At 27.5% G+C, this 25,428-nt stretch carries 26 protein-coding genes, 1 riboswitch and 1 other annotated feature; of the genes, 23 read left to right on the top strand and 3 right to left on the bottom strand.

What is annotated here, in order from left to right:
• Positions 1-63: 63 nt before the first annotated feature.
• The 8 genes from ACH36K_RS06870 to ACH36K_RS06905 all read left to right on the top strand — a co-directional run bounded on the left by ACH36K_RS06870 (position 64) and on the right by ACH36K_RS06905 (position 6,736).
• Positions 64-831: a DeoR/GlpR family DNA-binding transcription regulator gene (locus ACH36K_RS06870; RefSeq protein ID WP_411170204.1), complete on the top strand. Its 768-nt coding sequence runs from the start codon at positions 64-66 to the stop codon at positions 829-831.
• A gap of 2 nt (positions 832-833) precedes the next feature.
• Positions 834-1,982 (top strand): N-acetylglucosamine-6-phosphate deacetylase, encoded by a 1,149-nt coding sequence (gene nagA, locus ACH36K_RS06875; protein ID WP_411170205.1) that lies wholly within the window; start codon positions 834-836, stop codon positions 1,980-1,982.
• Between the two features lie 284 nt (positions 1,983-2,266).
• Positions 2,267-3,631: a PTS transporter subunit EIIC gene (locus ACH36K_RS06880; protein ID WP_411170206.1), complete on the top strand. Its 1,365-nt coding sequence runs from the start codon at positions 2,267-2,269 to the stop codon at positions 3,629-3,631.
• A 288-nt stretch (positions 3,632-3,919) separates the two neighbouring features.
• On the top strand, positions 3,920-4,234 hold the full coding sequence (locus ACH36K_RS06885; protein WP_322395073.1) for a rhodanese-like domain-containing protein: 315 nt from the start codon (positions 3,920-3,922) through the stop codon (positions 4,232-4,234).
• Positions 4,235-4,343: 109 nt separating this feature from the next.
• Positions 4,344-4,484, top strand: a sequence feature (ribosomal protein L20 leader region).
• Between the two features lie 32 nt (positions 4,485-4,516).
• Complete coding sequence (gene infC / locus ACH36K_RS06890; RefSeq protein ID WP_411170667.1) at positions 4,517-5,029, top strand: translation initiation factor IF-3; 513 nt, start codon at positions 4,517-4,519, stop codon at positions 5,027-5,029.
• 20 nt (positions 5,030-5,049) lie between these two features.
• Complete coding sequence (gene rpmI / locus ACH36K_RS06895; RefSeq protein ID WP_008677823.1) at positions 5,050-5,247, top strand: 50S ribosomal protein L35; 198 nt, start codon at positions 5,050-5,052, stop codon at positions 5,245-5,247.
• Between the two features lie 26 nt (positions 5,248-5,273).
• Positions 5,274-5,630 carry a 50S ribosomal protein L20 gene (gene rplT / locus ACH36K_RS06900; RefSeq protein ID WP_322382400.1) on the top strand — a complete coding sequence of 119 codons (357 nt, stop codon included), beginning with the start codon at positions 5,274-5,276 and terminating at the stop codon, positions 5,628-5,630.
• Between the two features lie 179 nt (positions 5,631-5,809).
• Entirely contained in the window at positions 5,810-6,736 is a 927-nt protein-coding gene (locus ACH36K_RS06905) for a patatin-like phospholipase family protein (RefSeq protein WP_411170207.1), read from the top strand.
• 33 nt (positions 6,737-6,769) lie between these two features.
• Here ACH36K_RS06905 and ACH36K_RS06910 read toward each other — a convergent pair whose 3' ends face one another.
• On the bottom strand, positions 6,770-7,321 hold the full coding sequence (locus ACH36K_RS06910) for a hypothetical protein (protein ID WP_411170208.1): 552 nt from the start codon (positions 7,319-7,321) through the stop codon (positions 6,770-6,772).
• Positions 7,322-7,627: 306 nt separating this feature from the next.
• On the opposite strand from ACH36K_RS06910, the gene ACH36K_RS06915 reads away from it, so the two are divergent.
• Positions 7,628-9,385 (top strand): SUV3 family DEAD/DEAH box RNA helicase, encoded by a 1,758-nt coding sequence (locus ACH36K_RS06915; protein ID WP_411170209.1) that lies wholly within the window; start codon positions 7,628-7,630, stop codon positions 9,383-9,385.
• A 55-nt stretch (positions 9,386-9,440) separates the two neighbouring features.
• Here ACH36K_RS06915 and ACH36K_RS06920 read toward each other — a convergent pair whose 3' ends face one another.
• Entirely contained in the window at positions 9,441-10,760 is a 1,320-nt protein-coding gene (locus ACH36K_RS06920) for an MATE family efflux transporter (protein WP_411170210.1), read from the bottom strand.
• 126 nt (positions 10,761-10,886) lie between these two features.
• Here ACH36K_RS06920 and ACH36K_RS06925 point away from each other — a divergent pair, with 126 nt between their 5' ends.
• The 10 genes from ACH36K_RS06925 to ACH36K_RS06970 all read left to right on the top strand — a co-directional run bounded on the left by ACH36K_RS06925 (position 10,887) and on the right by ACH36K_RS06970 (position 19,862).
• Positions 10,887-11,303: a DUF3785 family protein gene (locus ACH36K_RS06925; RefSeq protein ID WP_411170211.1), complete on the top strand. Its 417-nt coding sequence runs from the start codon at positions 10,887-10,889 to the stop codon at positions 11,301-11,303.
• A gap of 72 nt (positions 11,304-11,375) precedes the next feature.
• A complete protein-coding gene (locus ACH36K_RS06930; protein WP_411170212.1) occupies positions 11,376-11,513 on the top strand; it encodes a clostri-philic family protein in 138 nt (45 codons plus the stop codon).
• A gap of 153 nt (positions 11,514-11,666) precedes the next feature.
• Positions 11,667-12,440 (top strand): YdcF family protein, encoded by a 774-nt coding sequence (locus ACH36K_RS06935; RefSeq protein ID WP_411170213.1) that lies wholly within the window; start codon positions 11,667-11,669, stop codon positions 12,438-12,440.
• 166 nt (positions 12,441-12,606) lie between these two features.
• Positions 12,607-12,984 (top strand): NUDIX hydrolase, encoded by a 378-nt coding sequence (locus ACH36K_RS06940; RefSeq protein WP_411170214.1) that lies wholly within the window; start codon positions 12,607-12,609, stop codon positions 12,982-12,984.
• A 391-nt stretch (positions 12,985-13,375) separates the two neighbouring features.
• Complete coding sequence (locus ACH36K_RS06945; protein WP_411170215.1) at positions 13,376-13,621, top strand: TM1266 family iron-only hydrogenase system putative regulator; 246 nt, start codon at positions 13,376-13,378, stop codon at positions 13,619-13,621.
• Positions 13,622-13,696: 75 nt separating this feature from the next.
• Complete coding sequence (hydE, locus tag ACH36K_RS06950; protein WP_411170216.1) at positions 13,697-14,812, top strand: [FeFe] hydrogenase H-cluster radical SAM maturase HydE; 1,116 nt, start codon at positions 13,697-13,699, stop codon at positions 14,810-14,812.
• 32 nt (positions 14,813-14,844) lie between these two features.
• Positions 14,845-16,221 (top strand): [FeFe] hydrogenase H-cluster radical SAM maturase HydG, encoded by a 1,377-nt coding sequence (hydG, locus tag ACH36K_RS06955; RefSeq protein ID WP_411170217.1) that lies wholly within the window; start codon positions 14,845-14,847, stop codon positions 16,219-16,221.
• A gap of 12 nt (positions 16,222-16,233) precedes the next feature.
• Positions 16,234-17,442 (top strand): [FeFe] hydrogenase H-cluster maturation GTPase HydF, encoded by a 1,209-nt coding sequence (gene hydF, locus ACH36K_RS06960; protein ID WP_411170218.1) that lies wholly within the window; start codon positions 16,234-16,236, stop codon positions 17,440-17,442.
• Between the two features lie 36 nt (positions 17,443-17,478).
• Positions 17,479-18,714, top strand: coding sequence for an NAD(P)-dependent oxidoreductase (locus ACH36K_RS06965; RefSeq protein ID WP_411170219.1), 1,236 nt, complete (start codon positions 17,479-17,481; stop codon positions 18,712-18,714).
• Between the two features lie 239 nt (positions 18,715-18,953).
• Entirely contained in the window at positions 18,954-19,862 is a 909-nt protein-coding gene (locus tag ACH36K_RS06970; RefSeq protein ID WP_411170220.1) for a PucR family transcriptional regulator, read from the top strand.
• A 120-nt stretch (positions 19,863-19,982) separates the two neighbouring features.
• Here the strand turns inward: ACH36K_RS06970 and ade are convergent, their stop codons facing one another.
• On the bottom strand, positions 19,983-21,719 hold the full coding sequence (gene ade / locus ACH36K_RS06975; RefSeq protein ID WP_411170221.1) for an adenine deaminase: 1,737 nt from the start codon (positions 21,717-21,719) through the stop codon (positions 19,983-19,985).
• Between the two features lie 42 nt (positions 21,720-21,761).
• A riboswitch (purine riboswitch) is annotated at positions 21,762-21,863 on the bottom strand.
• Positions 21,864-22,107: 244 nt separating this feature from the next.
• On the opposite strand from ade, the gene ACH36K_RS06980 reads away from it, so the two are divergent.
• From ACH36K_RS06980 to asrA, 4 genes are all read left to right on the top strand, one after another.
• On the top strand, positions 22,108-22,506 hold the full coding sequence (locus ACH36K_RS06980; RefSeq protein ID WP_411170222.1) for a DUF2871 domain-containing protein: 399 nt from the start codon (positions 22,108-22,110) through the stop codon (positions 22,504-22,506).
• 284 nt (positions 22,507-22,790) lie between these two features.
• The gene (locus ACH36K_RS06985; protein WP_411170223.1) at positions 22,791-23,501 is read left to right on the top strand and encodes a Crp/Fnr family transcriptional regulator; all 711 of its coding nucleotides are present in this window, start codon (positions 22,791-22,793) and stop codon (positions 23,499-23,501) included.
• 129 nt (positions 23,502-23,630) lie between these two features.
• Complete coding sequence (locus ACH36K_RS06990) at positions 23,631-24,407, top strand: formate/nitrite transporter family protein (RefSeq protein ID WP_411170224.1); 777 nt, start codon at positions 23,631-23,633, stop codon at positions 24,405-24,407.
• 12 nt (positions 24,408-24,419) lie between these two features.
• Complete coding sequence (gene asrA / locus ACH36K_RS06995; protein ID WP_411170225.1) at positions 24,420-25,427, top strand: anaerobic sulfite reductase subunit AsrA; 1,008 nt, start codon at positions 24,420-24,422, stop codon at positions 25,425-25,427.
• The last annotated feature ends 1 nt before the right edge of the window (position 25,428 follow it).

Here is a 25,428-nt window from a genome sequence, read left to right on the forward strand (position 1 = left end):
TAAAAAACTTAAAATATTGCATATAAGTTTTTTATATGATATATTGTAAATGAGGTGAGATTTATGGATCAAAAACAACGCTTAGTTAAAATATTAGAACTATTAGAACAAAGAGAACAATTATCTCAAGAAGAGTTAGGTAAAATTTTTTCAGTTTCAAAGGATACTGCAAGAAGAGATATTTTACTGCTAACAGAACAAGGATTAGCAGAAAGGTATAGAGGTGGAATCTCTCTTCCATTAATAAAGGCTAAAATTGAAAAGTATTCAGAAAGATTAGTTGTAAACTCCAAAGAAAAAGAACTTATTGCCAGGAAGGCAGCAAGTTTAATAAGAGATAACAATACTGTTTTATTAGATGTATCTACAACAGTAAATTTTATGGCAAAATATATGACTCAAAAAGATCTATTTATTGTTACTCATTCTATTGATAATGCAATATCATTTTCTTCTAGGAATAGAGATAATAAAATATTTCTTCTTGGAGGTTATTTTAATCCAGAATCTCATGTTATGCATGGGTCTTCATTATTGGATCAACTAGGTCAATTTTATTTTGATTATGCATTCATTGGTGCATCAGGAATTAATTCAGAAGGAATTTTTTACTCAGATCTAGAAGATATTAATGTTAAAAAAAGTATTTTTAGTAGTTCTAAAAAGGTTTGTATTGTTTTAGATGAATCAAAATTTAATCAAACCTCATCATTTAAAATAGGATTTGAAGGAATAGATACAATAATTACAAATAAAATTATTCCTTCTTCATTACAAAAAAAAATTAATGAATATAATATTAAATTAATTATTGCAAGTGAGGAGGAATAGATATGAAAACTTTAATTTCAAATGTAAGGGTAATTTTAGGAGAAAAAATAAATAATGTTGATATCTATATTGATGAAGGAAAAATCACATCAATAATTCCCTATAATCAAAATATAGAAGAAAAAATAAATCATCAAGTTATTAAGGGAAATAATAACTTATTAATACCTGGAATGATAGATGTACACATTCATGGTGCAAATAATCATGATATGATGGATGGAACAACTAAAAGTATTCAAGAAGTGTCAAAAAAATGTGCTGAAACTGGATGTACAAGCTTTTTAGCAACTTCTGTAAGTTCTTCACTTGAAGATTTACTTTCTATGATTAGTAGTGTTAAAAAGGTATTAGGAAATGAAGAAGGAGCAAAGATAGTAGGAATTCATTTAGAGGGACCATATTTGAATGTTGAAAAAAAAGGTATGCAAAATCCTAAACATCTAAGACATCCTAATTTAGAGGAAATGGATATTATTTTTAAGGAAGCAGGAGATCTTATAAAAATGGTTACAATTGCTCCAGAGTTACCAGGTGGAATTGAATTAATTCATTACTTAAGAAATAGAAATGTAGTAGTTGCTATTGCACATTCTACTGCAACATATGAAGAAGCAAGAAAGGCTTTTAAAGAAGGGGCATCACATATTACGCATTGTTTTAATGCAATGCCAGCTATTCATCATCGTGAACCAGGATTAGTTACAGCAGCACTAGAAGATGATAATGTAAGTGTGCAAGCTATTGTAGATGGTATACACCTTCATCCAGGAATTATTCGGTTGATGCACAAAGTAAAAGGAGCAGATAGAATGGTTTTAACAACAGATGCTTTACAAGCAATGGGGGTAGGGGATGGAAATTATCTATTTGGAGGACATCATGTAGTTGTTAAGGATGGAGTAGCTAGATTAAAAGATGGTACCTTAGCTTCTAGTACTACAACTATGAATAAATCTCTTAGACTTAGTGTTGAATTTGGAATATCTTTATGTGATAGTGTAAAGATGGCTTCCAAAACTCCTGCTTCAATTTTAAGCTTAAATAATACAGGTGAAATAAAATTAAATTATGATGCAGACTTGGTTTTATTAGATGATAAATATAATGTAATTCAGACATTTATTAAAGGAAAACAATATTTTAAATAAAATATTTAAAGAAGATCTTTACAATGAAAATGGTGAGGATCTTTTCTATTTAAAATGAAATAAAAAAGTAAAATTTTGTTGGAAATTAAAATTTTGTTTCTATAAAGATTATATTAAAAAAGAAATAAGCATATAGATTAAGTGTATTATAAAAATAATTTATAAATCTTTTAAATTAGCAATTAGATAGGTGGGATGTGTAAGGAGGATATATTTATTCAGGTTCTTTCTCGTTATTAAGTTTAACTAGGAATTATTTATTATTTATAGGGGAGTGTATTATTATGACAAATCAAGAAATTGCAAGACAACTGGTAGATTTGCTTGGTGGAAAGGATAATATAAAATCAGTTAGTAATTGTATGACTCGTTGTAGGTTAGAACTTAAGGATTTAACTAAGGTTGATTTAGAATCAATAAAGAAATCTGAGGGAGCTTTAGGAGTAGTAGAGGATAATGGTCAATTACAGGTTATATATGGTTTAGGAAAAGTTAATAAAATTACTGAAGAAGTAAAAAAAATAGTAGGAAAATCATTAGTTATTGGTGAAGAAGCAGTTAAGGAAACAAAAACAAAGCTAAAAGGAAAAAATAATACTCCAGTAAAAAATGCATTAAGAAAATTAGGTAATATATTCATTCCTTTAATTCCTTTATTTGTAGCTTGTGGACTTGTTTTAGCAATAAATAATATATGTAATGTAAGATTTGGGGATGCATATAAAGCAACAACTATAGGACAAATAATAGGGTTAATAGGTGGGGGAGTTTTCTCAATTTTATCTATATTAGTAGGAGTAAATGCTGCTAAGGAATTTGGATCGCAGATGCCTATGATGGGAGGAGTATTAGGAGGTATTCTTTCATCAGGAACACTTGCAAATATAAATCTCTTTGGTAAAGCTTTAACACCAGGTAGAGGAGGAATAATTTCAGTAATCTTAGTAGTTCTATTATCTGTATTTATTGAAAAAGCTTGTAGAAAATATGTTCCTGATGTAGTAGATTTATTTGTAACACCACTAATAACTTTATCAGTATCTGTATTAGCTGCATTATTTATTTTACAACCAGTAGGTGGATTTATTTCAGATGGAATAGGATTTATAGTGGCTCAAACTATTTCTTCAGACAATACTCTAGTATCAGTACTTTCAGGAGCTGTTTCAGGGGCATTGTTTTTACCGCTAGTTATGACTGGAATGCATCAAGCATTGACACCAATACATGCAGACTTAATAGCAAATGCTGGATATACAGTTTTACTTCCAATATTAGCAACAGCAGGGATGGCACAAGTTGGTGCTACTATAGCTGTTTTAGTTAAGACTAAAAATCAAAGATTAAAGAAGACTGCTAAAAATGGATTAATACCAGGATTCTTGGGTATTGGAGAACCTTTAATATACGGAGTAACACTACCTTTAGGAAAGCCTTTCTTGGGAGCTTGTTTAGGTGCTGGAGTTGGTGGTGCTGTTATGGCATTTTTAAAGGTAGGATCAGTGGCTATAGGTGTATCTGGATTACCGTTAGCTTTATTAATAGCAGATGGAAAAATGTTAGTATTTCTTATTGGAGTTTTAGTTTCATATATAGCAGGATATTTATTTACAGTATTGTTAGGCTTTGATGATCCAATAGAAGAGTAAAGAAAAAAATATTAAACTCATTTTGCTTATGTTAAGCAGAGTGAGTTTTTTACTTTCTTTACCTTAAGTTTGTAAGTGGCATATGTAAGTTTGGGGTGACTTGAAGGGGAACGAAGGAATAAGCAAAATTATGTAGGCTCACTTTTTTATTAATAAATTATAAATATTAATGGCGAAAAAAGATAATAATTAGTATAATAGCTATATTAATAATAAGTGAAAACAAAATAGAAATCACAAAAATCGGAATTGATTTATAGAGAATTAGAAACAATAAGAGGTGAACAAATGAGTAATATAAAATCAATTAATAGCAATCAAGCTAAAAAACTAATTAAAGGTAATGAAGATTTGCTGATAATAGATGTTAGAAATCCAAATGAATTTAAAGAATCTAAAATAAGTAATTCTATAAACATACCAGTAGATGAAATAGAGTGGGAAATTGAAGATTTACAAGAATATAAAAATAAACCTATTTTAGTTTATTGTAAGGTGGGAGTAAGAAGTAGCGTTGCTTGTACAATATTAGAAGAGGAAGGATTCACAAATTTATATAATCTAAGAGGTGGAATATTAGATTATAATGAAGATATAGAATAAAATGTAATTTTAATTTTTATGTTAATATAGTATAATATAAGATATAAATGTAAAAAATAAATATTGTAGAAATATTGACAAACAATAAAAATAATGATAGAATAACTGATGTATTAAGAAGAAACAGCCGTTTCTCACCTTACGGCAAGGCTTAGTAAGGTAGATAGTTTTGTAATAATTTCTAGTTAAATATAACTAGGTTTTTATAAGTACTAGAGGACGGCAAAATATGTCGTCTATTTTTTGTTATATTTTTATTTAAAATTTTGGAGGTGACCTGGTATAAGTAAGGATTTTACTTGTAATGAAGCTATAAGAGTAAAGGAAGTTAGAGTGATTGATTCAGAAGGTAATCAATTAGGCGTAATTCCAACAAAAGAAGCTCAAAAAATTGCTGAGGAGAAGGAATTAGATTTAGTTATGATTTCTCCAAATGCTAATCCACCAGTATGTAGAGTGATGGATTTAGGAAAGTATATTTATGAGCAAGCAAAGAAAGAAAAAGAAGCTAAGAAAAAGCAAAAGGTAACTACTCTTAAGGAAATAAGATGTAGTCTTACAATTGAAGAAAATGATATTGCGATAAAAGCAAAAAATGCTAGAAAGTTTTTATTAGACGGAGATAAAGTTAAAATCACTGTTAGATTTAAAGGAAGAGAAGCACAACTAGGACATATTGGAAAAAAAATATTAGAAAATTTTGTTTCTAAATTAGAAGATGTTTGTGTTGTTGAAAAGCCTGCTAAGCATGAAGGCAGAAATATGACAATGGTTGTAGGTCCTAAAAAAGCGTAACTTGAGAGGAGATAAGTATCATGCCAAAAATGAAAACCCACAGAGGTGCAGCAAAGAGATTTAAGAAAACTGGAACTGGAAAGTTAAAAAGAGCTAAGGCGTTTAAGAGTCATATATTAACAAAGAAAAGTTCTAAAAGAAAGAGAAACTTAAGAAAGACTTCTTACGTTTCAACTACTCAAGAAAAAGCAATGAAGAAATTATTACCATACCTATAATATAGAGGTTTTTAGGAGGATTAAACATGGCAAGAGTTAAAAGAGCGGTAAATTCACGTAAAAATCATAAAAAAGTATTAAAGCTTGCAAAAGGTTATTACGGTGGAAAAAGCAGACTATTCAAGACTGCTAATGAATCAGTAATAAGAGCTTTAAGAAATGCTTATGTTGGAAGAAGATTAAAGAAAAGAGATTTCAGAAGACTTTGGATAGCGAGAATTAATGCAGCTACAAGAATGAATGGACTTTCATATTCAAGATTTATGAATGGACTTAAATTAGCTGGAATAGATATGAACAGAAAGATGTTATCAGAAATAGCTATAAATGATCCAAAAGCATTTGCAGATTTAGTAGAATTAGCGAAAAATTCAATAAAATAGTTTAACACTATTTTAAAAACACCTTAAAATTTTATTTTTAAGGTGTTTTTTACGTACAAAATAAATGATTATTATAATATATAAGAAAATTAACAAAAATAGTGTATTTATTATATAATAGTAGATATAAGATTTATCTACTGTCGAAATAATGGTTTTTAATAAAGGGGGGGATTGAAATGAAAATAGGATTGGTATTATCAGGCGGTGGAGGCAAAGGTGCATATGAGCTTGGAGTCTGGAAGGCATTAAAAGAATTAGGAATTGATAAATACATAAGTGTTTTTTCAGGCACATCAATTGGAGCTTTTAATGCTGTACTTTTTGCACAAGATGATATGATTTATGCAGAAGCCCTATGGGAAGAGGTAACTATAGATAAACTAATTCCTATTAGTAAGTTTGAGCTCTTTAAAAAAGGCGTAGGACTTATACTTGGTGGGAAAAATTTAAATATAGCCAAAAAGTATATGAATCAAAAAATAGAAGAAGGTGCAGTTTCAAAAGAAGGTGCGAAAGAAATAATAAATAAGTATTTAAATATAAATAAAGTGAAAAAGAATAATAAAATTTGTTATGCAGCTTGTACGGAATTGCCAGATTTTAAAGTTAAATATTTTAAAATAAATGATTTTGATGAAGAATTAGGAAAAGAAATTGTAATTGCATCAGCATCGCTACCACTTATATATGAGCCTACAGAAATATTAGGAAGTAAATATATAGACGGAGGGGTTGCGGATAATACTCCTATACAGCCGGTTTATGGAGAGGGCTGTGATATAATAATAGTAGTATCTTTATCTAAGGAAGCTAGGATTGATAGATATTTGTATCCCAATACTAAAATAATAGATATATATCCAAGAAATCTAAATGAAAGTGTAATTAATGGCACTTTAAACTTAGATGAAGAAGCAAAGAAGAATAGAATAAAAGAAGGATATGAAGATACTATTTCACTTCTAGAACCTATAATGAAGATGACAGAAGTTAAGAATAAACTAGAAGAAGAGAGAAATTTTCCAAGACTATATAAGATATATGAGTTTATAAAGAGAGCATTGAAAAGCAATAAGGAAAATGACATTAATATAAGCTCATAATTAAAAAAACTGAGATTTTAATTCTCAGTTTTTTTAATACATTAAATTAGAACATTGGTTATACTCATAGGCTAACCCTTCATATATAAATTCCTTATGACTAATATCTAATAAGTCACTAGGTTTTGTAAGAGAAGGAAGCTTATTAGAATCATAAATATTACTTTTAATTAAAAGATGGGATATAAATTCAGAACAAAAGTAATGATTATCTCTTTTTATTGGTCTCTTAATAGCAACACCTATTAATCCAAGCAAACTATATTTATACTTCTTTTGATCTTTCAAAAATTTTTCCAACTCTTCTATTAACAATTCATATTTTTCATCATCTACACTAATTTTATATATAACACATTTACTTTTTTGAAATCTTTTATATACACCATCTTGTAAATTTTCTTCTACTAGCCCTCCAATAAAAGGAATCTGAGGAAAAACTCTTCCAAAGGAATACATTTTATTAAAGGAGTTATCAAAGCTTAATGAAACGTGTACATATTTATCTTTTGTGTAATAGTTGATGCATCTTGCAAGCAATGTACCAGTATTAGAAAATACTAAATATATGTCTTTATTGTCCATATTATAAAATCATCCCCCGATAGTAAAGTAGTATATATAAGATAATTCATATAATTGATTATATAATATAAAGCTTAATTTATCCTTAAGAAAACATAAAGATATACAAATTTTATTAAAAATATTAATAAGTACTGTATTTTTTATTAATATAATATTAATAGGTTTTGTTAAGATAATAAATTTAGTAGAATAAAATAAATAATATTTATTAAATATATATAAACTATAACTATATTAAATAATAAAAGAATGTAATTTACAAATGTAAATTTTACAATAGTATATTATACGAGAGGTGATTATTTGAAAAAAAATGCCATGCAAAGAGATTTTAAAAAATTAAAATCTCAAATAAATCAAATAGAAGAAATAGCTCATAATTCAAAAGCTGGTGCTTTAATTGAGCAGGAGTCTTCATTAAGGAAAAAGATAAGACAACTTAAAGATATGGAAAATGAAGGGTTTAAGGAGTTTTCAGACATATATGAAAGATATGAAGAATTATTAGAACATGTATCTAAAAGATTATTAGAGGACTATAATAAAAAAAATAATACAGATTTTGATTTTTATCAAGTAATAAGAGGTAATTATAATAGCTTTATAAACTCAGGATTTATGTCTGTTTTAACTAAGCAGCATATACCAAAGTTAATTTCTAAGGAGTTTGAAGAAAACTTTCCTGATAATCCTAAAGATGAATATAAGTTAGCTAGAAATATAAAGAGAAAAATTCATGTGCATTTGGGTGAAACTAATACAGGAAAAACTTATACAGCAATGGAAAGATTAAAAGTTGCTAAAAATGGTGTTTATTTATCTCCACTTAGAATTCTTGCTTTAGAAAATTACGAAAAATTAAATAACCATGGTGTTATTTGTAATCTTCTAACAGGAGAAGAAGAAATATTAAAAGAAGGAGCTACACATACTTCATGTACAATAGAAAAAGTAAATTTAAAAAGAGAGTATGATATAGCAATTATTGATGAAATTCAAATGATTGATGATGCACAAAGGGGAGCAGCGTGGACAAGAGCCTTGCTTGGACTTAGGTGTAATGAAATTCATATTTGTGGAGCCTTAAATGCAAAAAGAATAGTGGAAAAGATAATAGAAGATTGCAATGATGAATATGAATTTAAGGATTATAAAAGAAGCGTACCATTAGAAGTTCAAGATAAAAATTTTACTCATAATGATGTAGAAGAAGGGGATGCAATAGTAGTATTCTCTAAGAAAAAAGTATTACAAATTGCAGAGCAGTATTCAGGTTTTGGAATAAAGAGTAGCATAATTTATGGAGATCTTCCGCCAGAAGTTAGGCGAAAGCAATATGATATGTTTATAAATAAAGAAAACAAGGTCCTTATAACTACTGATGCTATAGGGATGGGGGTAAATTTACCTATAAAAAGAATAGTATTTTTAGATATTCAAAAATTTGATGGAGAAGAAATAAGACCACTTACATCACAAGAGGTAAAACAAGTAGCTGGAAGAGCAGGAAGAAAAGGAATATACGAGGTTGGATATGTAGCAACTGTAAGAGATAATCAAAGATTTATAAAAGACAAATTAGAGGAAAAGGACAGAATAATAACTGAAGCTGTTTTAGGACCTTCAGAGGCTATTTTAAATATTAAAAGTTTACCACTAAATGAAAAGTTAGCTCTATGGGCTACTAGAGAAGATACTTTAGATTATTATAGGAAGATGGATATAAATGAGTATCTGATAATATTAGAAAATATAAAAAGATATAAACTTAAAGAAGAAATTCAATGGAACTTATTAAAGATACCATTTGATATATCAAAAGATGAGCTTATGAATACTTTTTTAGATTATGTAGAAGAATTATTTGTTATAAAAAATAAGATTATAACAAGGCCTCAGTGCTTCAAAGGCAATTTAGATGAATTAGAGTGTTATTATCAAAGAATAAATATGTATTACTCATTTTGTAAGATATTTAATTTAGAGTTTGATTTTAAGTGGATATATGAGGAAAGAATTAAAGTAAGTAATGATATTAATGAAATATTAGTTAGGATCTAATTAAAAATAGCTATATGAAAATTGATTTTATTTATCAATTTCATATAGCTACTTTTTATTGTTTAATTACTTTGTTTCTCCTTAGCAATAGGGACAATGATAATAAAAGACAAATTAATTCTGAAACTAATGTAGCAATCCATATACCTGTATCTCCGAAATAATGGGATAGGAAAAATAAAGCTATAGAAATAAATATAAGTCCTCTAGCAATAGATATTATGGTTGCCTTAAAAGCCTCTTCTATAGAAGCAAAATATCCAGATATCAATATATTAAATCCAAGCACTAAAAATGCGCTTGAAAATAGACGAAATGCCCAAACAGAATATATATATGTAAAGGATGAAGGATCTTTTATAAATATATAGACAATTTCATTAGCAAAAAGAATACATATTGAAAAGATTACTATTGAAGATATAGCAACTGCTTTTAGACTCATTTTTATTAATTTCTTTATGATATTAAATTCTTCTTTTCCATAATAATAGCTACATAATGGTTGAATTCCTTGTGTTATTGCTATCATAGTCATTATAACTAAAGTGCTGACATAGCATATTATACTATAAGTAACAATACCATTTTCTCCAATATGGCGAAGTATAGTTTGGTTAAAAAGCAATATAACTATACCAGAAGTTAGCTCTGTTACTGCATCTGGAAACCCAATTGATAATATTCTTTTTAAGTATTTTATATTTAATTTAAATTTAGTTAAGGTTAGTTTAGATTTTTTACTCATAAAATGTGAAAAAAAGAATATAAAGGATACCCCTTGGGATATAATAGTTGCATAAGCTGCACCCTTGATTCCAAGATTTAGAATAATAACAAATAAAAAATCCAAAACTATATTGGTAAGAGCTGAAATTAACATACCTATAATTGCTAAATGAGGATATCCATCAGCTTTTGTTAAAACTTCTAAACAATATGATACAATAAAAAATCCATTAAAGGTTATAATTATTTTTAAGTAATCTTTAACTAGGTTAAAGTTGTTTTCAGTAGCGCCTAAAAATAATGATATACTATCAATATTAATTAAACATAATAATGTTATTATTAAAGAAACTATAAGCATACAAAATAAATTAAAGGAAAATATCTCATTAGCTTTCTTTATATTATTTTTTCCAAGATAAATTGAAATTATAGTAGAAACACCTGTTGAAAATAACATTGATATAGCAAAAATAAAATTTACAAAAGGCATGGCTATATTTACAGCTGCAAGAGCAGTTTCACCAACACCTCTGCTTACAAATATACCATCTACCATTGTATATAATGAAAAAATCCACATTGCAGTAACAGATGGAAATAGAAAATTTAAAAATTGTTTTTTTAAAGAAACATTACTATTCATACGACTCTCCTTTGTTGTCTATTAATATAAGTTAATTATAACAGTAAATTATGGTATAATGGGAACATAAGGGGAGTTTTTATAAAATAGAGGATTAAAGAGTTTAACTTTGAAAGGAAGATATAAATGATATATAAATTTAAGTTTGATGAAAAAGAATATTCTTTAGGAGAAGATAACTTAGAGTATTTTGCTAATGATGAAAATGAGGAATTAAAAGATATTGATGAAAACAAAATATTAGAATTACTTATAAATAGTAATGAAGTAGAGTTTGAAAAAGCATATTATGAAAACTGTTGTAGTAATTGCAAGGCTGGAAAAGAGGAAAAGAAAAAGGCATTTGATTTTTTAGAGGTTCACTTTTATGTCTATGGAAAAAATAATAAATATGTTACGAGTAGTATAGATGATGAATATGATAAAAAGTCTTTTACTAGATTAAATAGAGAAGGAATTGTAGATAAAAGCTATTTAGTAACTGTTATGGTATGTAAAAACTGTGGAACATATGCAATAGAAATTGAAGAGTTTGAAGTTTAAATTAGAAAACAAATAAATAATGTATTAAAATTATTTAAGGGTATAAAATACTTTTGAAAGGATGTGTTTTATATGCCAAGAAACTCAGAAACAAGAACTCCAATGCAAAAAGGAGAAAGAAGAAGAAGACTACATAAAAATCAAAATAATGTAGGAAATGATAAAAATCAAAGTGAATATAGAGATTTTGACGGAAATCCAATAAAATAGTTTCATGCTTAGCTTTAAAAAGGATAAAGATTTAATGCTTTATCCTTTTTCTTATATATAATAATTAAAATATAATTATATTTAATATAAATTAGCAATATTAGAGTTGAATATGGTAATATTTAACTAATAAATAATAAATAGGAGTGTATTATGAAAAGAAAAATAGATTTAATAATAGGAGTTTTTTTAGTTATATATGTAATTTGTATAAATTTATTTTTAGGAAAAATTAGTTTTAGTGAAGTGTTTTTTGTATTAGGAGTTGCATTAATTATGTATCATTATACTAAAAAACAAATTAAGGAATATATAAAGTCTAAAAAAATAATTAAAAATTTATTTATTATAGTTAAATATTGCATAGTAGGATTTTTATTAATATTTATAATTATTGAGACGGCAATAGTAGTGTTTCCTAAGAAAAATGAAAGCTATTCAAGTTATGTAATTGTCTTAGGGGCTGGTGTTAAAGGAGAGACACCTAGTCTTACATTAAGGCAAAGATTAGATAAAACTATTGAATATATAAATAAGCAAGATAAAAAAACTAATATAATAGTTTCTGGGGGACAAGGAAGAGGCGAAGATATTTCAGAGGCAGAAGCAATGAAAAGATATTTAGTAGATAAGGGAATAGATGAAAATATAATAATAATGGAAAATAAATCTACAAGCACAAATGAGAATTTAATGTTTTCTAAAAAGATATTAGAAGAAAATAGTAATAAAAATATATCAGATTTAGATATAAAGATAATAACATCAGATTTTCATGCTTTTAGAAGTAACATGATAGGAAAAAAATTAGGGTATAATAATATTAGTTTTTATACTAATAAGACACTACCAGCACTAATTCCTGTTATGTATTCTAGAGAGTTTTTAGCTGTAGTGAAGTCTTATTTAATTGATATAAGAAAATAGCATTTATAAGTATTTGTAAAAAAAATCCCAGAGGTGAATTTGGTTTTTTGTAGAATAGTAGAAGTAGTAGGTTAATATGATCTTTTGATTAATTTTTATATCACCTTTAATCACATATTAATATCAAATATATAATATAAGTATTTAGACTTAAGGGGGAACAATAATGGCTAAAATTACTGAGTGCTCAATAATAATTAAAGATGATTTCAATAATGTATTTATAGTTCAAAGAAAAACTAAAAAAAATGAACCTAAGTTATGGTACATTATTGCTAGAAAACTAAGAGGTAAAGAAACAGCAGAGAAATGTATCTCACGTGCTATTAAAGAAGATTTAAAATCAATAGTTTTTAACTTAGAACAATTATCAGAAGAATTAAATGAAGAATTAGTATCTTTACTTTATAAAGGAGAGATAAAGGAAAGAATAACATATGGTAATGATATAGTTGAAGGAAGATGGATATCTTTAAATGAAATTGATCAATATGAGTTTGCTCCAGGTGAGAGGGAAAAACTTTTAATATATTATGATAAATAAAGAATAAAAGAGTTATGAGGCTTTATCATAACTCTTTTACTAGTTTATATATTAAGCAATTCTATTGACATCATAAACTGGAATAATTATCATATAGATAATAAGACTAATATAAATTCATTTGTTTAGAGAAAGTCTTTATTCGTTTGTTTTTATATTTGTTTTAATACTTTTTAAAATTAATAAACATGATCTAACAAAAAAGAGAAATCTGATTTGAAAGAAAGTGGTAGGTATATATTAATAATAAAAGTTATAAATTAAGTTATAGAAAGACTTAGTTTATATTTATTGTTGTTATAATTTTTATTATTAATATACAAAGCTTATTTTCTTTTAATAAGGAAAATAAGCTTTTTTTACTTTTAAATTAAAGGAGAAAGATCAAATTATGAAAATAGGGGTAATAAGTGCAATTTTAGAAGAGCCAAGCAAGTGTAATGCTGAATTTAATGATGTCATTTCAGGTTTTAGAGGAAACATTAGAGGAAGAATGGGGATTCCATTAGAAGAGGGAATATCTATTGTATCCATAGTAGTTATAGGGGAGATAAATGAAATTAATAGTTTAACTGGAAAATTAGGTAATATTGATGGAGTAACCATAAAAACAGCTATTAGTAAGAAAGAAATGTAATAATATAATTTTTAGTAAATATTAAAAAATAAAATATTTTGGATAGTGCTATTAATAGCAATTGGAGGGTTGTATATGCAGGTTAAAAGTATTATAGATAAACTTTATAAGTTTAATAATGCTAGCAAAGAGGAGCTTATTTTCTTATTAGATAACTTAAATGAAGAAGATAAAATTTATTTGCTTCAAAAGTCGCATGAGACTAGAATGAGGACTTATGGTGATAAGGTCTATTTGAGGGGAATTATTGAGTTTACAAACTTTTGTAAAAAGAATTGTGTGTATTGTGGAATAAGAAGAAGCAACAAAAATGCAGATAGATATAGATTAACAACTGAAGAAATTATGGAATGTGTGGAAATAGGTGATAGATTAGGATATAAAACATATGTGTTGCAAGGTGGGGAAGATGATTATTTTACTGACGATAAAATGGTAGAGATAATAAAATTGATTAAAAATAAGTATCCAAATAATGCTATCACTTTATCTTTAGGAGAAAGAAGCTATGAATCATATAAAAAGATGTTTGAAGCAGGTGCAGACAGATACTTACTTAGACATGAAACTGCAACTAAGGAATTATATGAAGAATTACATCCAGGTGCTAGTTTTGAAGAAAGAAGAGAATGTTTAAGAAATCTAAAAGAAATAGGGTATCAAGTAGGGGCTGGCTTTATGGTTGAGCTTCCAAAGCAAACTAATGAAGATTTAGTTAATGATTTATTGTTTGTTAAAGAATTAGAACCTCATATGTGTGGAATAGGTCCATTCATACCACATAAAGATACTCCTCTTAAAGAGGAAAAGGCTGGAACTGTTGAAAAAACAACTACGCTGTTGGCTTTAATAAGATTATTATTACCAGAGGTATTACTCCCATCTACAACTTCACTTGGAAGTATCGATCCAACAGGTAGAGAAAAGGGAATAAAGGCTGGCGGAAATGTAGTTATGCCAAATCTCTCTCCAACAAGTGTAAGAGAAAAGTATTCACTTTATGATGGGAAGATATGTACAGGAGATGAAGCAGCAGAATGTAGAAAGTGCATAGAAGGAAGAATAAATAGATCTGGATTTAAGGTTGAAGTAACAAGAGGTGACAATATGGCTTGGAAAAAAGAAAATGGACATAAAATAGAAGAGAAGTCTATTACAGAAAATATACAAATAATTAAATTAAATAAATAAATTATAGATTATAGATTATAGGGGTGTTTTATATGTTTATTGATCATGAGTATATTGAAAGAATTTTAGAAGAAGCAAAAGGTGCAAGAAGAGAAGAAATACAAGCTGTTTTAGAAAGAGCTAAAAAAAGAGAAGGATTGTCTTATGAAGATATAGCAGTATTACTTCAAGCTGAAAATGAAGATGACTTAAAAGAAATATACAAATTAGCAGGAGAAATTAAAGATTCTATTTATGGTAAGAGAGTTGTAATATTTGCTCCTTTATATGTCAGTAACTATTGTGTAAATAATTGTGTTTATTGTGGATATAAGAAATGTAATTCATTTGCAAGAAGAAAGTTAACAATGGAAGAAGTAGCAGAAGAGGTTAGAATATTAGAAAAAATGGGACATAAAAGACTCGCATTAGAACTAGGAGAAGATCCAGTTAATGCGCCAATAGAATATGTATTAGAATGTTTAGATACTATTTACAAAACACAAAATGATAATGGAGAAATAAGAAGAGTTAATGTTAATATAGCAGCAACTACAGTAGAAGAATATAAAAAGCTAAAGGAAGCTAAAATAGGTACTTATATATTATTCCAAGAAACATACCATAAGCCAACTTATGAAAAAATGCATCCAAAATCATTAAAGGGAGATTACAATTATCATACTACAGCTTTTGATAGAGCTATGGAAGCTGGAATTGATGATGTTGGTGGAGGAGTATTATTTGGGTTAGCTGATCCTAAGTTTGAAGTTTTAGGACTTATGATGCATAATAGGCACTTAGAAGAAAAATTTGGAGTAGGATTCCATACTATATCAATGCCAAGGCTAAAGCCAGCTGAAGGAATGAGTTTAGAGGAATTTCCTAACTTAATCGATGATGAAATGTTTAAAAAGCTAGTTGCTATAATAAGAATTGCTGTTCCATTTACAGGAATAATAATGTCTACTAGAGAAACAGCAGAAATGAGAAGAGAAGTTTTAAAATATGGTGTATCTCAAGTAAGTGCAGGTTCAAGTACTGGAGTTGGTGGATATAAAGAAAGAGAAGAAGGAAAGGAAGTTCTTCAATTTAAGACTGCAGATGAAAGAACACCTTTAGAAGTTCTTAAGTCAATTTTAGATGATGGATATATACCAAGTTATTGCACAGCTTGTTATAGAAAAGGAAGAACTGGGGAAAGGTTTATGAGACTTGCAAAATCAGGTCAAATACAAAATGTATGTGAGCCTAATGCTATGATGACTTTATTAGAATTTGCATTAGACTATGGTGATAAAGAAATACTAAAAAAAGCAGAAGCTGTTATTGAAACTGAGGCAGAAAGAATAAAGAGAGATGATATTAAAAAGCTATTAAAAAACAACTTACAAAAACTTAAAGATGGTGAAAGAGATTTATATCTATAGGAGGAATTTACTATGAATTCTACACCAAATGCAAATAGAAAACATATAGCTGTCTATGGCAAAACTAATGCAGGGAAATCATCCTTAATAAATAAGTTTTTAGGACAAGAAATTTCTCTTGTTTCAGAAAAAGAAGGCACAACTACAGACCCAGTACAAAAGGCTATGGAACTTATACCTATTGGGCCAATACTTATGATTGATACAGCAGGTTTTGGAGATAAAAGTGAACTTGGGGAAATAAGAGTTAAAAAGACACTAGATATACTTAAAAGGACAGATATAGCAATTTATATATTTGATGTAAATGATATTGATTTAAAAGAATTTGAAAAAGCTAAAAGAAATTTTAAAAAATATAATATACCTTATATAGTTGTTATAAATAAGATAGATAAAGTAGAATCTAAAGTTTCAGAAGAAATAAAGGGAAAATTTAAGGAAGCAATTTTTCTATCTTCATATAGTGGAGAAGGAATAGAGCTTTTAAGAGAAGAACTTATAAAAAGGCTAAGGAATGAAGAAGAGGAGTTGCCTATATTAGGAGATTTATTACCATATAACAGTAAAGTTATTTTAGTAGTACCAATAGATTCAGAAGCTCCAAAGGGAAGAATAATACTACCACAAGTTCAATGCATAAGAGACTGTTTAGATCATGGTATAAAAAGTTATGTAGTAAGAGATACAGAACTTAAAGATGCACTAGAAGATTTAAATAATGTAGATTTAGTTATAACAGATTCCCAAGCCTTTAGAGAAGTAGATAAAATTGTTCCTAAAGATATTAAACTAACTAGCTTTTCAATGTTGTTTGCAAGACAAAAAGGTGATTTTGAAGAATTTATAAAGGGTGCTTTAAGTATAAAGAATTTAAAAGAGAATTCAAAAATATTAATTGCAGAAAGTTGTACACACAATGTATCTCACGAAGACATAGGGAGAGTAAAAATACCAAAGTTATTAAATAATTTTGTAGGGACAGATCTAAATTACGAATATAGTATATTCCATGACTTCCCTGAGGATATTGATAAATACGATTTAATAATCCATTGTGGAGCCTGTATGATAAATAGAAAAACAGTAGTAAATAGGGTAAACCAATGCATAGAAAAAGGTGTTTCAATAACCAATTATGGTATATTATTAGCTTACTTAAACGGAATATTAGAAAGAAGCTTGTCTTTGTTTAATATTAAAAATGATGATATAATATAACGGTTATTTAATACAAATGAAAAGGGGAGGCTAAAAATGAAAGAACTAATGATGGAATCACATAGATGCTATTTGTGTAAAAATCCAAAGTGTCAGGTTCATTGTCCTATAAGTACTCCAGTGCCTGAGGTTATATCTTTATTTAAAGAAGGAAAAATAGCAAAGGCAGGGGAAATACTATTTAGAAACAATCCATTATCTTTAGTGTGCTCTATAGTTTGTCCTCATGAGGATCAATGTAAGGGTAATTGCATTAGAGGAATTAAAGATGAGCCAGTAAGTTTTTGCGATATAGAAAGGCATATATCTAAGTATTATTTAGAAAATGTTAGACTAGAAAAGGAAAAAGACTTAAATGATAGTATTGCAATAATTGGTGGGGGACCAGCAGGGATAACAATAGCTTTTATACTAGCTCAAAAAGGTTATAAGATTACTATTTTTGATTCCCATGATAAAATTGGTGGCGTTTTAAGATACGGAATACCTGAGTTTAGATTGCCAAACAGTATAATAGATCATTATGAAGAAAGATTACTTGAGATTGGTGTAAAAATAAGACCTAATACATTAGTTGGACCAGTTATTACATTAGATAAGTTATTTTATGATGGATATAAGGCTATATTTATAGGAACTGGAGTATGGAATCCTAGAACTTTAGACATCAAAGGTGAAAGCTTAGGAAATGTTCATTATGCAATAGATTATTTAAAATCTCCTAATGTATATAAACTAGGAAAGAAAGTTTGTATTATAGGCGCTGGAGACGTTGCAATGGATGCTGCTAGAACAGCAAAGAGAAATGGTGCGGAAGAAGTGTATATATTATACAGAAAAGGTATGGAAAATATTCCAGCAACAAAAGCAGAATTAGAAGGTGCAATTTCAGATGGTGTTAAATTTGAATTATTCAAATCTCCATTAGAATTAACTGAAAATGGTGTTAAATATATAGAAACAGAAAATGTAGTAGGAGAAGATGGAAAAGTTAATACAGTAACTAAAGAAGGACAAGAGGGCTTGTTTGAATGTGATTCTATAATAATAGCTGTAAGTCAATCTCCAAGAAATAATATAGTTTCAAATACAACTGGACTTGAAACTAACAGATGGGGATTATTAGTTACTGATAAATGTGGCCACACTACAAGAAAAGGTGTTTTTGCATCTGGAGATGTAGTAACAGGAGCAAAAACCGTTGTAGAGGCAGCCTCTCATGCTAAGATTGTAGCTGAAGAAATAGAAAAATATATATTACAAGAAAAATAGAAAAAGATATGATTTATAAAAAAAGACTAAGTACAATATTAATTAAATATAGTATTAGTCTTTTTGATTTTATATAAAACCTTATAATATACAAATAAAAGAAATAAAAAGTTATAAATTTAAATCAAGACTATAATTTTTGAAATTAGTAAAACTAAAAAAATAAAATATTTAATTATCTGAATCTTCATATATAATATAAGTATAAAAAGAATTTATTAAATAAAGTGAGGGGTTTTATGGGAGCAATAGTTAAATTATTAAATGAAGTATGCGAAAAAACAAATATAAAGATTAGATTATTAGATTGCAATAACAATGAAATTTTTGATAATTTACCATTAACAGAATCAAAAGTTATAAGAAAGATATCTGTAAATAATAAAGTATATAAAATTGTTTTAGAGCAAGATGATATTAGAACAATTCCTATAATTGAATATATTTTAAATAAGTGTATTTCAAAAGAAAACATAATTGAAGATTTGTTAGAAGGTAGAAAGCAATGGGATGCATTAAGTAATGATATAATAACTAAATCAAATAAAATGCTACTTATTGAAGCTATCAAGGAAAGCGAAGTATTAGAAATTGTAAAGGATACATATTTAGATAATGATATTTATGTTGGAGAAATATATGACAGAATAATTGTTATTGGAAATTTAGAAGATGAAGAAGAACATGCCTTTTCATTAAATGATACAATAATTCAAACTGTGGGAGTAAATGCTAAAATAAGTATTAGTGATTTAGATTATAGCTTTGAGGGTTTTAGAAAAGCATATAAAGGAGCGGTACAGGCTTTAGAAATAGGAAAAAAATTTAAAATTAAGCCAGAAATTTATTGCCTTAAGAATATGTTTTTAGAAAAGGCTATATTTAATTTAAGTGCGGAATATTCTTATGAATTAAAAGAAGAGTACAAGGATATATTTAAGGGTTTCAACCATGAATTAATACATACCCTTGAAGAAATATTAAGATGTGATTTATCTTTAACAAAAGCAGCTAAAAATCTATATATTCATAGAAATACTTTAATGTATAGAATAGATAAAATAAAGAAAGAAACAGGTTTTGATATACGTAGCTTTAAAGAAGCAACATTTCTTTATATTTTATATATGAATAGTAAAAATAGCTAATAATCTTAATTAAGCTTATATAAGCTAGAAAAGCATAAAAATAAGACTGTATCATGATTGTTCTTAAAACTCAATTTGATACAGTCTTGTTATTTTTTATTAGAATATTTTTTGAAAATTTTAATTTACATTATCTATAAATTCGAATTTTGTTACATCAAACAATCCTTTGTCCGTTATTTTTACCTCTGGTATAACTGGTAGTGATAAAAATGATAAAGTTAAAAATGGATTGAAGTTTATATTAGGAGCTATTTCTTTTATTGCTAAGTGTAGCTTTTCTAAGTCAGAAGTTACCTCTGAAGATGCTCTTGATGTTATTAGCCCAGCAATTTCAAGTTGAATTGATGCCAAAACCTTCTTATCTTTAACTACGATAATGCCACCGTTTATTTTTTTTAGTTCATTTATTGCCACTAAAATATCTTCATCATTAGTTCCACAAGTAATTAGGTTATGAGAATCGTGGGCAATTGTTGTAGCAATTGCACCTTCTTTTAAGTTTAGACCTCTAATTACTCCAAGTCCTATATTTCCAGTGTTTTTATGTCTTTCAATAACTGCAACTTTTAATAAATCTAATTTTGTATCAGATTTAAATAAAGTAGTATTTCTTAAATTATTTATATTTATTTTTATATGATTACTTTCAAGCTTATTAGGATTAATTTCAATTACGTTTAATATTGATTTATTTTTCAAATTTATTTCTAAGTCTTTTAAAGAAATATCTTTTATATTAATACTATTTAATTTAGGAAAATCATATTTATCATTAGATGAGTTATAAAGTAGCTTATTGTTTTCTACTACAATAGTTCCATTTTTATAAACAGAATTTATTTTAAAATTTTCTAAGTCATCTAATATTATAAAATCTGCCATATAACCAGGAGCTATTGCACCCTTGTACTTTAATTTATAGCATTCTGAAGGGTTTAATGTGCACATTTGTATTGCTGTTTCAGGGGATAAGCCATAAGATATAGCCATTCTTATAGAGCTATTTATACTTCCGTTTAATATTAGATCATCTATGTGTTTATCGTCTGTACAAAAACAAATTCGTCTACTATTAGAAATTGAAGCTGCTTTTATTAACTCTTTTAAGTTCTTAGCCACCGTACCTTCTCTAATATGGACATACATTCCTCTTCTTAGTCTATCGATAACTTCTTCTGTAGTGTGGCATTCATGGTCTGTAAGAATATTTGCAGTTGCATAAACATTTAACATATCCTTTGTAAATCCAGCACAATGACCATCAATTATGAATCCATTTGATTTAGCATCCCAAAGTTTATTTATCATTCCATCAGAGCAATTTATAACCTCTGGAAAATTCATAACTTCAGCAAGTCCTAGGACATTATATTCTTTATATAAAGGATATAAATCTTCACTTTCTAATATAGCTCCAGAAGTTTCAAATGAAGTAGCTGGAACACAAGAAGGAAGCATAAAATAGTAATCAAATGGTGTATTTTTAGATAAATCCATAATAAGTCTAATGCCTTTTTCTCCTAGTACATTAGCAATTTCATGTGGGTCAATAACTATAGAAGTGATTCCGTGTAATAATGCAGCTTTGTAGTATTCTTTTGGAGTTACAAGTGAAGATTCAATGTGTGCATGGGCATCAATAAGGCCAGGACAAATAAACTTATCCGTACCATCAATTTCTACCTTTCCTCTATAATCTCCAAAGCCAACAATAAATCCGTCTTTAATAGCTACATTGTCTTTAAAGGAACTGTTTTGAAATACATCAACAATAGTTATATTTTTAATAACTAAGTCACATATTTCAGCTTTGCTAGAAGCCTTAATTTGAGATATAAAATTTTTTTTATTCATAAATCCACCTCTGAGTATATTTAAATATAATAATAAACAACCTCACCTGGATCGAAACTTCATAGTTATACTATTTACGGTAGTATGGTAGAAACGCTTAAACCATATTATTAAGCTTATAGGAAGGTTATTGTTATTTATTATATGTAATACCAGACAAGCTGTCAAAGAAAATTATTATAATATATAATATTAACTAACTTTAAATAAAGAACTTTTAAATTTCTATATTTTATGATCTATACTTTTATAAGAAAGCATTGTGTTAAAAGCTTTTAAGATAATTAACGATAAAATAAATAAAAAGATTATATTGAAATATTTAAAAAGAAATCGTATTATATAATTACTATTAAAAAATAATTAATATTAGAATGGGAGAAAGAATATGAAAAAATATTTTAATTTTGCAACTTTTTATTTAGTATTAGGTTTAGCAATGGGAGTATTTTATAGGGAGTTTACAAAAATTAATGGATTTGAAGGGAAAACAGTACTTTCAGTTGTACATACACATGCATTAACGTTAGGATTTATTTTCTTTATTTTAGTTTTACTTTTAGAAAAGAACTTTCAACTATCAAAAGCTAAGCATTTTCAAAAATGGATGATATTTTACAATATATCATTAATATATGTTTTAGCAACATTTGCAGCTAGAGGAGTAATGCAAGTATTAGGAACTGACTTTGCAGGATTAAGTCATATAGCAGGACTTGGACATGCTATGCTTGGAGTGGCTATGATATGGTTTGTAGTTATTGTTAATAAATCAATTAAGGAATAAGTTAACTATATAGTAAATATATAATTAAAATAATAAATTATCTTTCAGTTTGGAGGTGGACATATGTAAGTTTGCGTTGACTTGGAGCGGAGTGACGGAATAATTAAACTTACATATGCTCACTTTTTTATTTTGCACTTTTATAAATTTTAATATATATTTTAATAATAGGCTCTGTTAGAGCTCATTAACGTAAAAAATTAGTGATGAAGTGGTTATCATATGAATGTTTCCTTTAACATAGTCTAATGATAAAGTACTTTAATTAGGAATGGTGTATTGAGATGAAAGAGTTAATTAAAAATCAATTAATGAATATGAGTTTATTTAATAAAGTTTCTAAAGCTGCAATAGAAGAATTATCTAATATTGGTGAAAGTAAATGCTATTTAAAGGGAAGTCACATATTTAGAGATAAAGAGGAAGTAAATAAAATTTATATAGTTTATAGTGGAAAGGTTGCTTTATATAAATTAAATGAATCTGCCCAAAAGAAAGTTATATTTATTTTAGGTGAAAATACTGTTATAAATGCTGTAGTTTTAGATGATTTAGCAGCTTCTATTAATTGCGAAGTTTTCGAAAGAGCAGAGATATTATCATTCGATAGAGTAAAATTTCAAGAAATTATGAAGAAAGATTTTGAACTTACAAAAATAATTATTTCATCCTTAAGTATTAAAGTCAGAAGGCTATATAGACAATTAAAAAATTCAACTCCTATAAAAGTGGAAAAGAGAGTTGCAGCAAAGCTTTGGAAATTATGCAAGGATTATGGAAGAGATGTTGAAGAGGGAACTTTAATAGATTTAAATATAAGCATAACATATTTAGCAGATATGTTTGGAGCACCAAGAGAAACTATATCTAGAGCTCTAAAAATTCTTCAAGAAAAGAATCTAATAATATATGAGAAAAAAAGAATAGTAGTAAAAGACAAAGATGAAATTGCTAATTTTTTTAAGGGAATAGAGGAAGTTAAAAGAATTAAATAAAATAAAAAATAAAAGATAAAAAATAAAAGATAAAAACTGTGATAATCATCACAGTTTTTATCTTTTCCAGGACTTATAATTTTATCATAAAGATTGTGATTATAATAACAATTATGAGGGGGAAAAGCAATGTATAGTGAAGAATTTAATAAGGTTGCATCAGCAGCAAAAGCAAAAGTTGAACTATTGAAAGATAATAGATTAGGATATTTTATAAGTTCAATGCTAGCAGGAATCTATGTTGGACTCGGTATTATGTTAATTTTTACAGTAGGAGGATTACTTAATTCAGCTAATTCGCCTGCAACAAAAATTGTTATGGGATTATCATTTGGAGTAGCATTAAGTTTAGTAATATTTGCAGGATCAGAATTATTTACTGGAAATAACTTTGTAATGACTGTTGGAGCATTAAATAAGTCAGTTTCCTGGGGAGATACAATTAAAATTTGGATAGTAAGCTTTATTGGAAACTTAACAGGTTCAATACTTGCAGGCTCATTATTTTTTATGGCTGGTTTAGCATCAGGTCCAGTTGGAGAATTTATAGCAAAAACAAGTGCTACTAAAATGTCTTTACCGGCAAGTGATTTATTCTTTAGAGGAATATTATGCAATATTCTAGTTTGTTTAGCTGTATGGTGTAGCTTTAAATGTAAAGAGGAAACAGCAAAGCTTATAATGATATTTTGGTGCTTATTTGTTTTTATAACAGCAGGTTTTGAGCATAGTGTAGCTAATATGACTTTGTTAACAATAGGATTACTTTCACCAGCTGGAGCAGCTGTAAGTATAGGAGGATATGCTTATAATATTGCAATGGTAACATTGGGGAACATGGTTGGAGGAGCCGTATTTATGGCAATACCTTATTACATCATATCTAGAAAGAAAAAAGTAAACTAAGAGGTGTTTAATATGGGATATAAGCTTAAAGTAGAAGAATTTAACAACGGATTAAAAGAGTTATCAAAAAAGTATAAGATATATGCACCAAAAGTTTTTGAGGGAAAGGGAACTTTCTCAGATACTGATATAGTTAGATATGGTGAAATATCAAAAATAGAAGAAATAGACTTTGATAAAAAGTCACAGTTTTCCTATAAGGAAGTATTACTTCCAATAACGCAAACAGTATTTTTCTTTACAGAGGATGAAGTTAAAGAACCAAAGGTTGATGAAAAATCTATATTAATATTCTTAAGAAGCTGTGATATGCATTCATTAAGAAGAATTGATGATATTTATTTAAGAAATAAATTTGAAGATCCATATTATAAAAAGTTAAGAGAAAAAGCTAAGTTTGTTTTAATGGGATGTGAAAAAAGCTTTGAAAACTGTTTTTGTGTAAGCATGGAAACAAATAAGACAGATGAATATAATGCATATGTAAAACAAGATGGAGAAGCAGTATATTTAGATATAAAAGATAAAGAATTAGAAGATATATTTACATCATTAAATAATGAATCAGTAGATGTAACTCCAGATTTTGTTGAAAGTAATGATGTTAAAGTTAATATACCAAATAATTTAGAATTAAAAGTTATGAATTCAAAGGTTTGGGATGAATACTCAGAAAGATGTATAGCCTGTGGTAGATGTAACTTTGTCTGTCCAACTTGTACATGCTTTACTATGCAAGACATATTCTACAAGGATAATGGAAAAGTTGGAGAAAGAAGAAGAGTTTGGGCTTCATGCCAAGTAGATGGATATACAGATATGGCTGGAGGACATAGTTTTAGAAAAGAAAAGGGACAAAGAATGAGATTTAAAGTTCTTCATAAAGTTTATGACTACAAAAAGAGATGGGGATATCATATGTGTGTAGGATGTGGAAGATGTGATGATGCATGTCCTGAATATATTTCATTCTCAAACTGTGTTAATAAATTAGAAAAGGCTATGGAAGAGGTGAAGTAAT

The sequence above is a fragment of the Clostridium sp. MB05 genome, from assembly GCF_046581255.1.
Classification (GTDB): Bacteria; Bacillota; Clostridia; order Clostridiales; family Clostridiaceae; genus Clostridium.

What these genes read in the sequence shown, in the direction of transcription:
- asrA (WP_411170225.1), top strand. Translation starts at nt 24,420, where the DNA reads ATGGGATATAAGCTTAAAGTAGAAGAATTTAACAACGGATTAAAAGAG.
- ACH36K_RS06930 (WP_411170212.1), top strand. Translation starts at nt 11,376, where the DNA reads ATGCCAAGAAACTCAGAAACAAGAACTCCAATGCAAAAAGGAGAAAGA.
- hydE (WP_411170216.1), top strand. Translation starts at nt 13,697, where the DNA reads ATGCAGGTTAAAAGTATTATAGATAAACTTTATAAGTTTAATAATGCT.
- ACH36K_RS06940 (WP_411170214.1), top strand. Translation starts at nt 12,607, where the DNA reads ATGGCTAAAATTACTGAGTGCTCAATAATAATTAAAGATGATTTCAAT.
- ACH36K_RS06935 (WP_411170213.1), top strand. Translation starts at nt 11,667, where the DNA reads ATGAAAAGAAAAATAGATTTAATAATAGGAGTTTTTTTAGTTATATAT.
- hydF (WP_411170218.1), top strand. Translation starts at nt 16,234, where the DNA reads ATGAATTCTACACCAAATGCAAATAGAAAACATATAGCTGTCTATGGC.
- ACH36K_RS06970 (WP_411170220.1), top strand. Translation starts at nt 18,954, where the DNA reads ATGGGAGCAATAGTTAAATTATTAAATGAAGTATGCGAAAAAACAAAT.
- ACH36K_RS06945 (WP_411170215.1), top strand. Translation starts at nt 13,376, where the DNA reads ATGAAAATAGGGGTAATAAGTGCAATTTTAGAAGAGCCAAGCAAGTGT.
- ACH36K_RS06870 (WP_411170204.1), top strand. Translation starts at nt 64, where the DNA reads ATGGATCAAAAACAACGCTTAGTTAAAATATTAGAACTATTAGAACAA.
- ade (WP_411170221.1), bottom strand. Translation starts at nt 21,719, where the DNA reads ATGAATAAAAAAAATTTTATATCTCAAATTAAGGCTTCTAGCAAAGCT.
- ACH36K_RS06910 (WP_411170208.1), bottom strand. Translation starts at nt 7,321, where the DNA reads ATGGACAATAAAGACATATATTTAGTATTTTCTAATACTGGTACATTG.
- ACH36K_RS06885 (WP_322395073.1), top strand. Translation starts at nt 3,920, where the DNA reads ATGAGTAATATAAAATCAATTAATAGCAATCAAGCTAAAAAACTAATT.
- ACH36K_RS06985 (WP_411170223.1), top strand. Translation starts at nt 22,791, where the DNA reads ATGAAAGAGTTAATTAAAAATCAATTAATGAATATGAGTTTATTTAAT.
- rplT (WP_322382400.1), top strand. Translation starts at nt 5,274, where the DNA reads ATGGCAAGAGTTAAAAGAGCGGTAAATTCACGTAAAAATCATAAAAAA.
- hydG (WP_411170217.1), top strand. Translation starts at nt 14,845, where the DNA reads ATGTTTATTGATCATGAGTATATTGAAAGAATTTTAGAAGAAGCAAAA.
- ACH36K_RS06920 (WP_411170210.1), bottom strand. Translation starts at nt 10,760, where the DNA reads ATGAATAGTAATGTTTCTTTAAAAAAACAATTTTTAAATTTTCTATTT.
- ACH36K_RS06905 (WP_411170207.1), top strand. Translation starts at nt 5,810, where the DNA reads ATGAAAATAGGATTGGTATTATCAGGCGGTGGAGGCAAAGGTGCATAT.
- ACH36K_RS06990 (WP_411170224.1), top strand. Translation starts at nt 23,631, where the DNA reads ATGTATAGTGAAGAATTTAATAAGGTTGCATCAGCAGCAAAAGCAAAA.
- ACH36K_RS06880 (WP_411170206.1), top strand. Translation starts at nt 2,267, where the DNA reads ATGACAAATCAAGAAATTGCAAGACAACTGGTAGATTTGCTTGGTGGA.
- rpmI (WP_008677823.1), top strand. Translation starts at nt 5,050, where the DNA reads ATGCCAAAAATGAAAACCCACAGAGGTGCAGCAAAGAGATTTAAGAAA.
- ACH36K_RS06965 (WP_411170219.1), top strand. Translation starts at nt 17,479, where the DNA reads ATGAAAGAACTAATGATGGAATCACATAGATGCTATTTGTGTAAAAAT.
- ACH36K_RS06925 (WP_411170211.1), top strand. Translation starts at nt 10,887, where the DNA reads ATGATATATAAATTTAAGTTTGATGAAAAAGAATATTCTTTAGGAGAA.
- nagA (WP_411170205.1), top strand. Translation starts at nt 834, where the DNA reads ATGAAAACTTTAATTTCAAATGTAAGGGTAATTTTAGGAGAAAAAATA.
- ACH36K_RS06980 (WP_411170222.1), top strand. Translation starts at nt 22,108, where the DNA reads ATGAAAAAATATTTTAATTTTGCAACTTTTTATTTAGTATTAGGTTTA.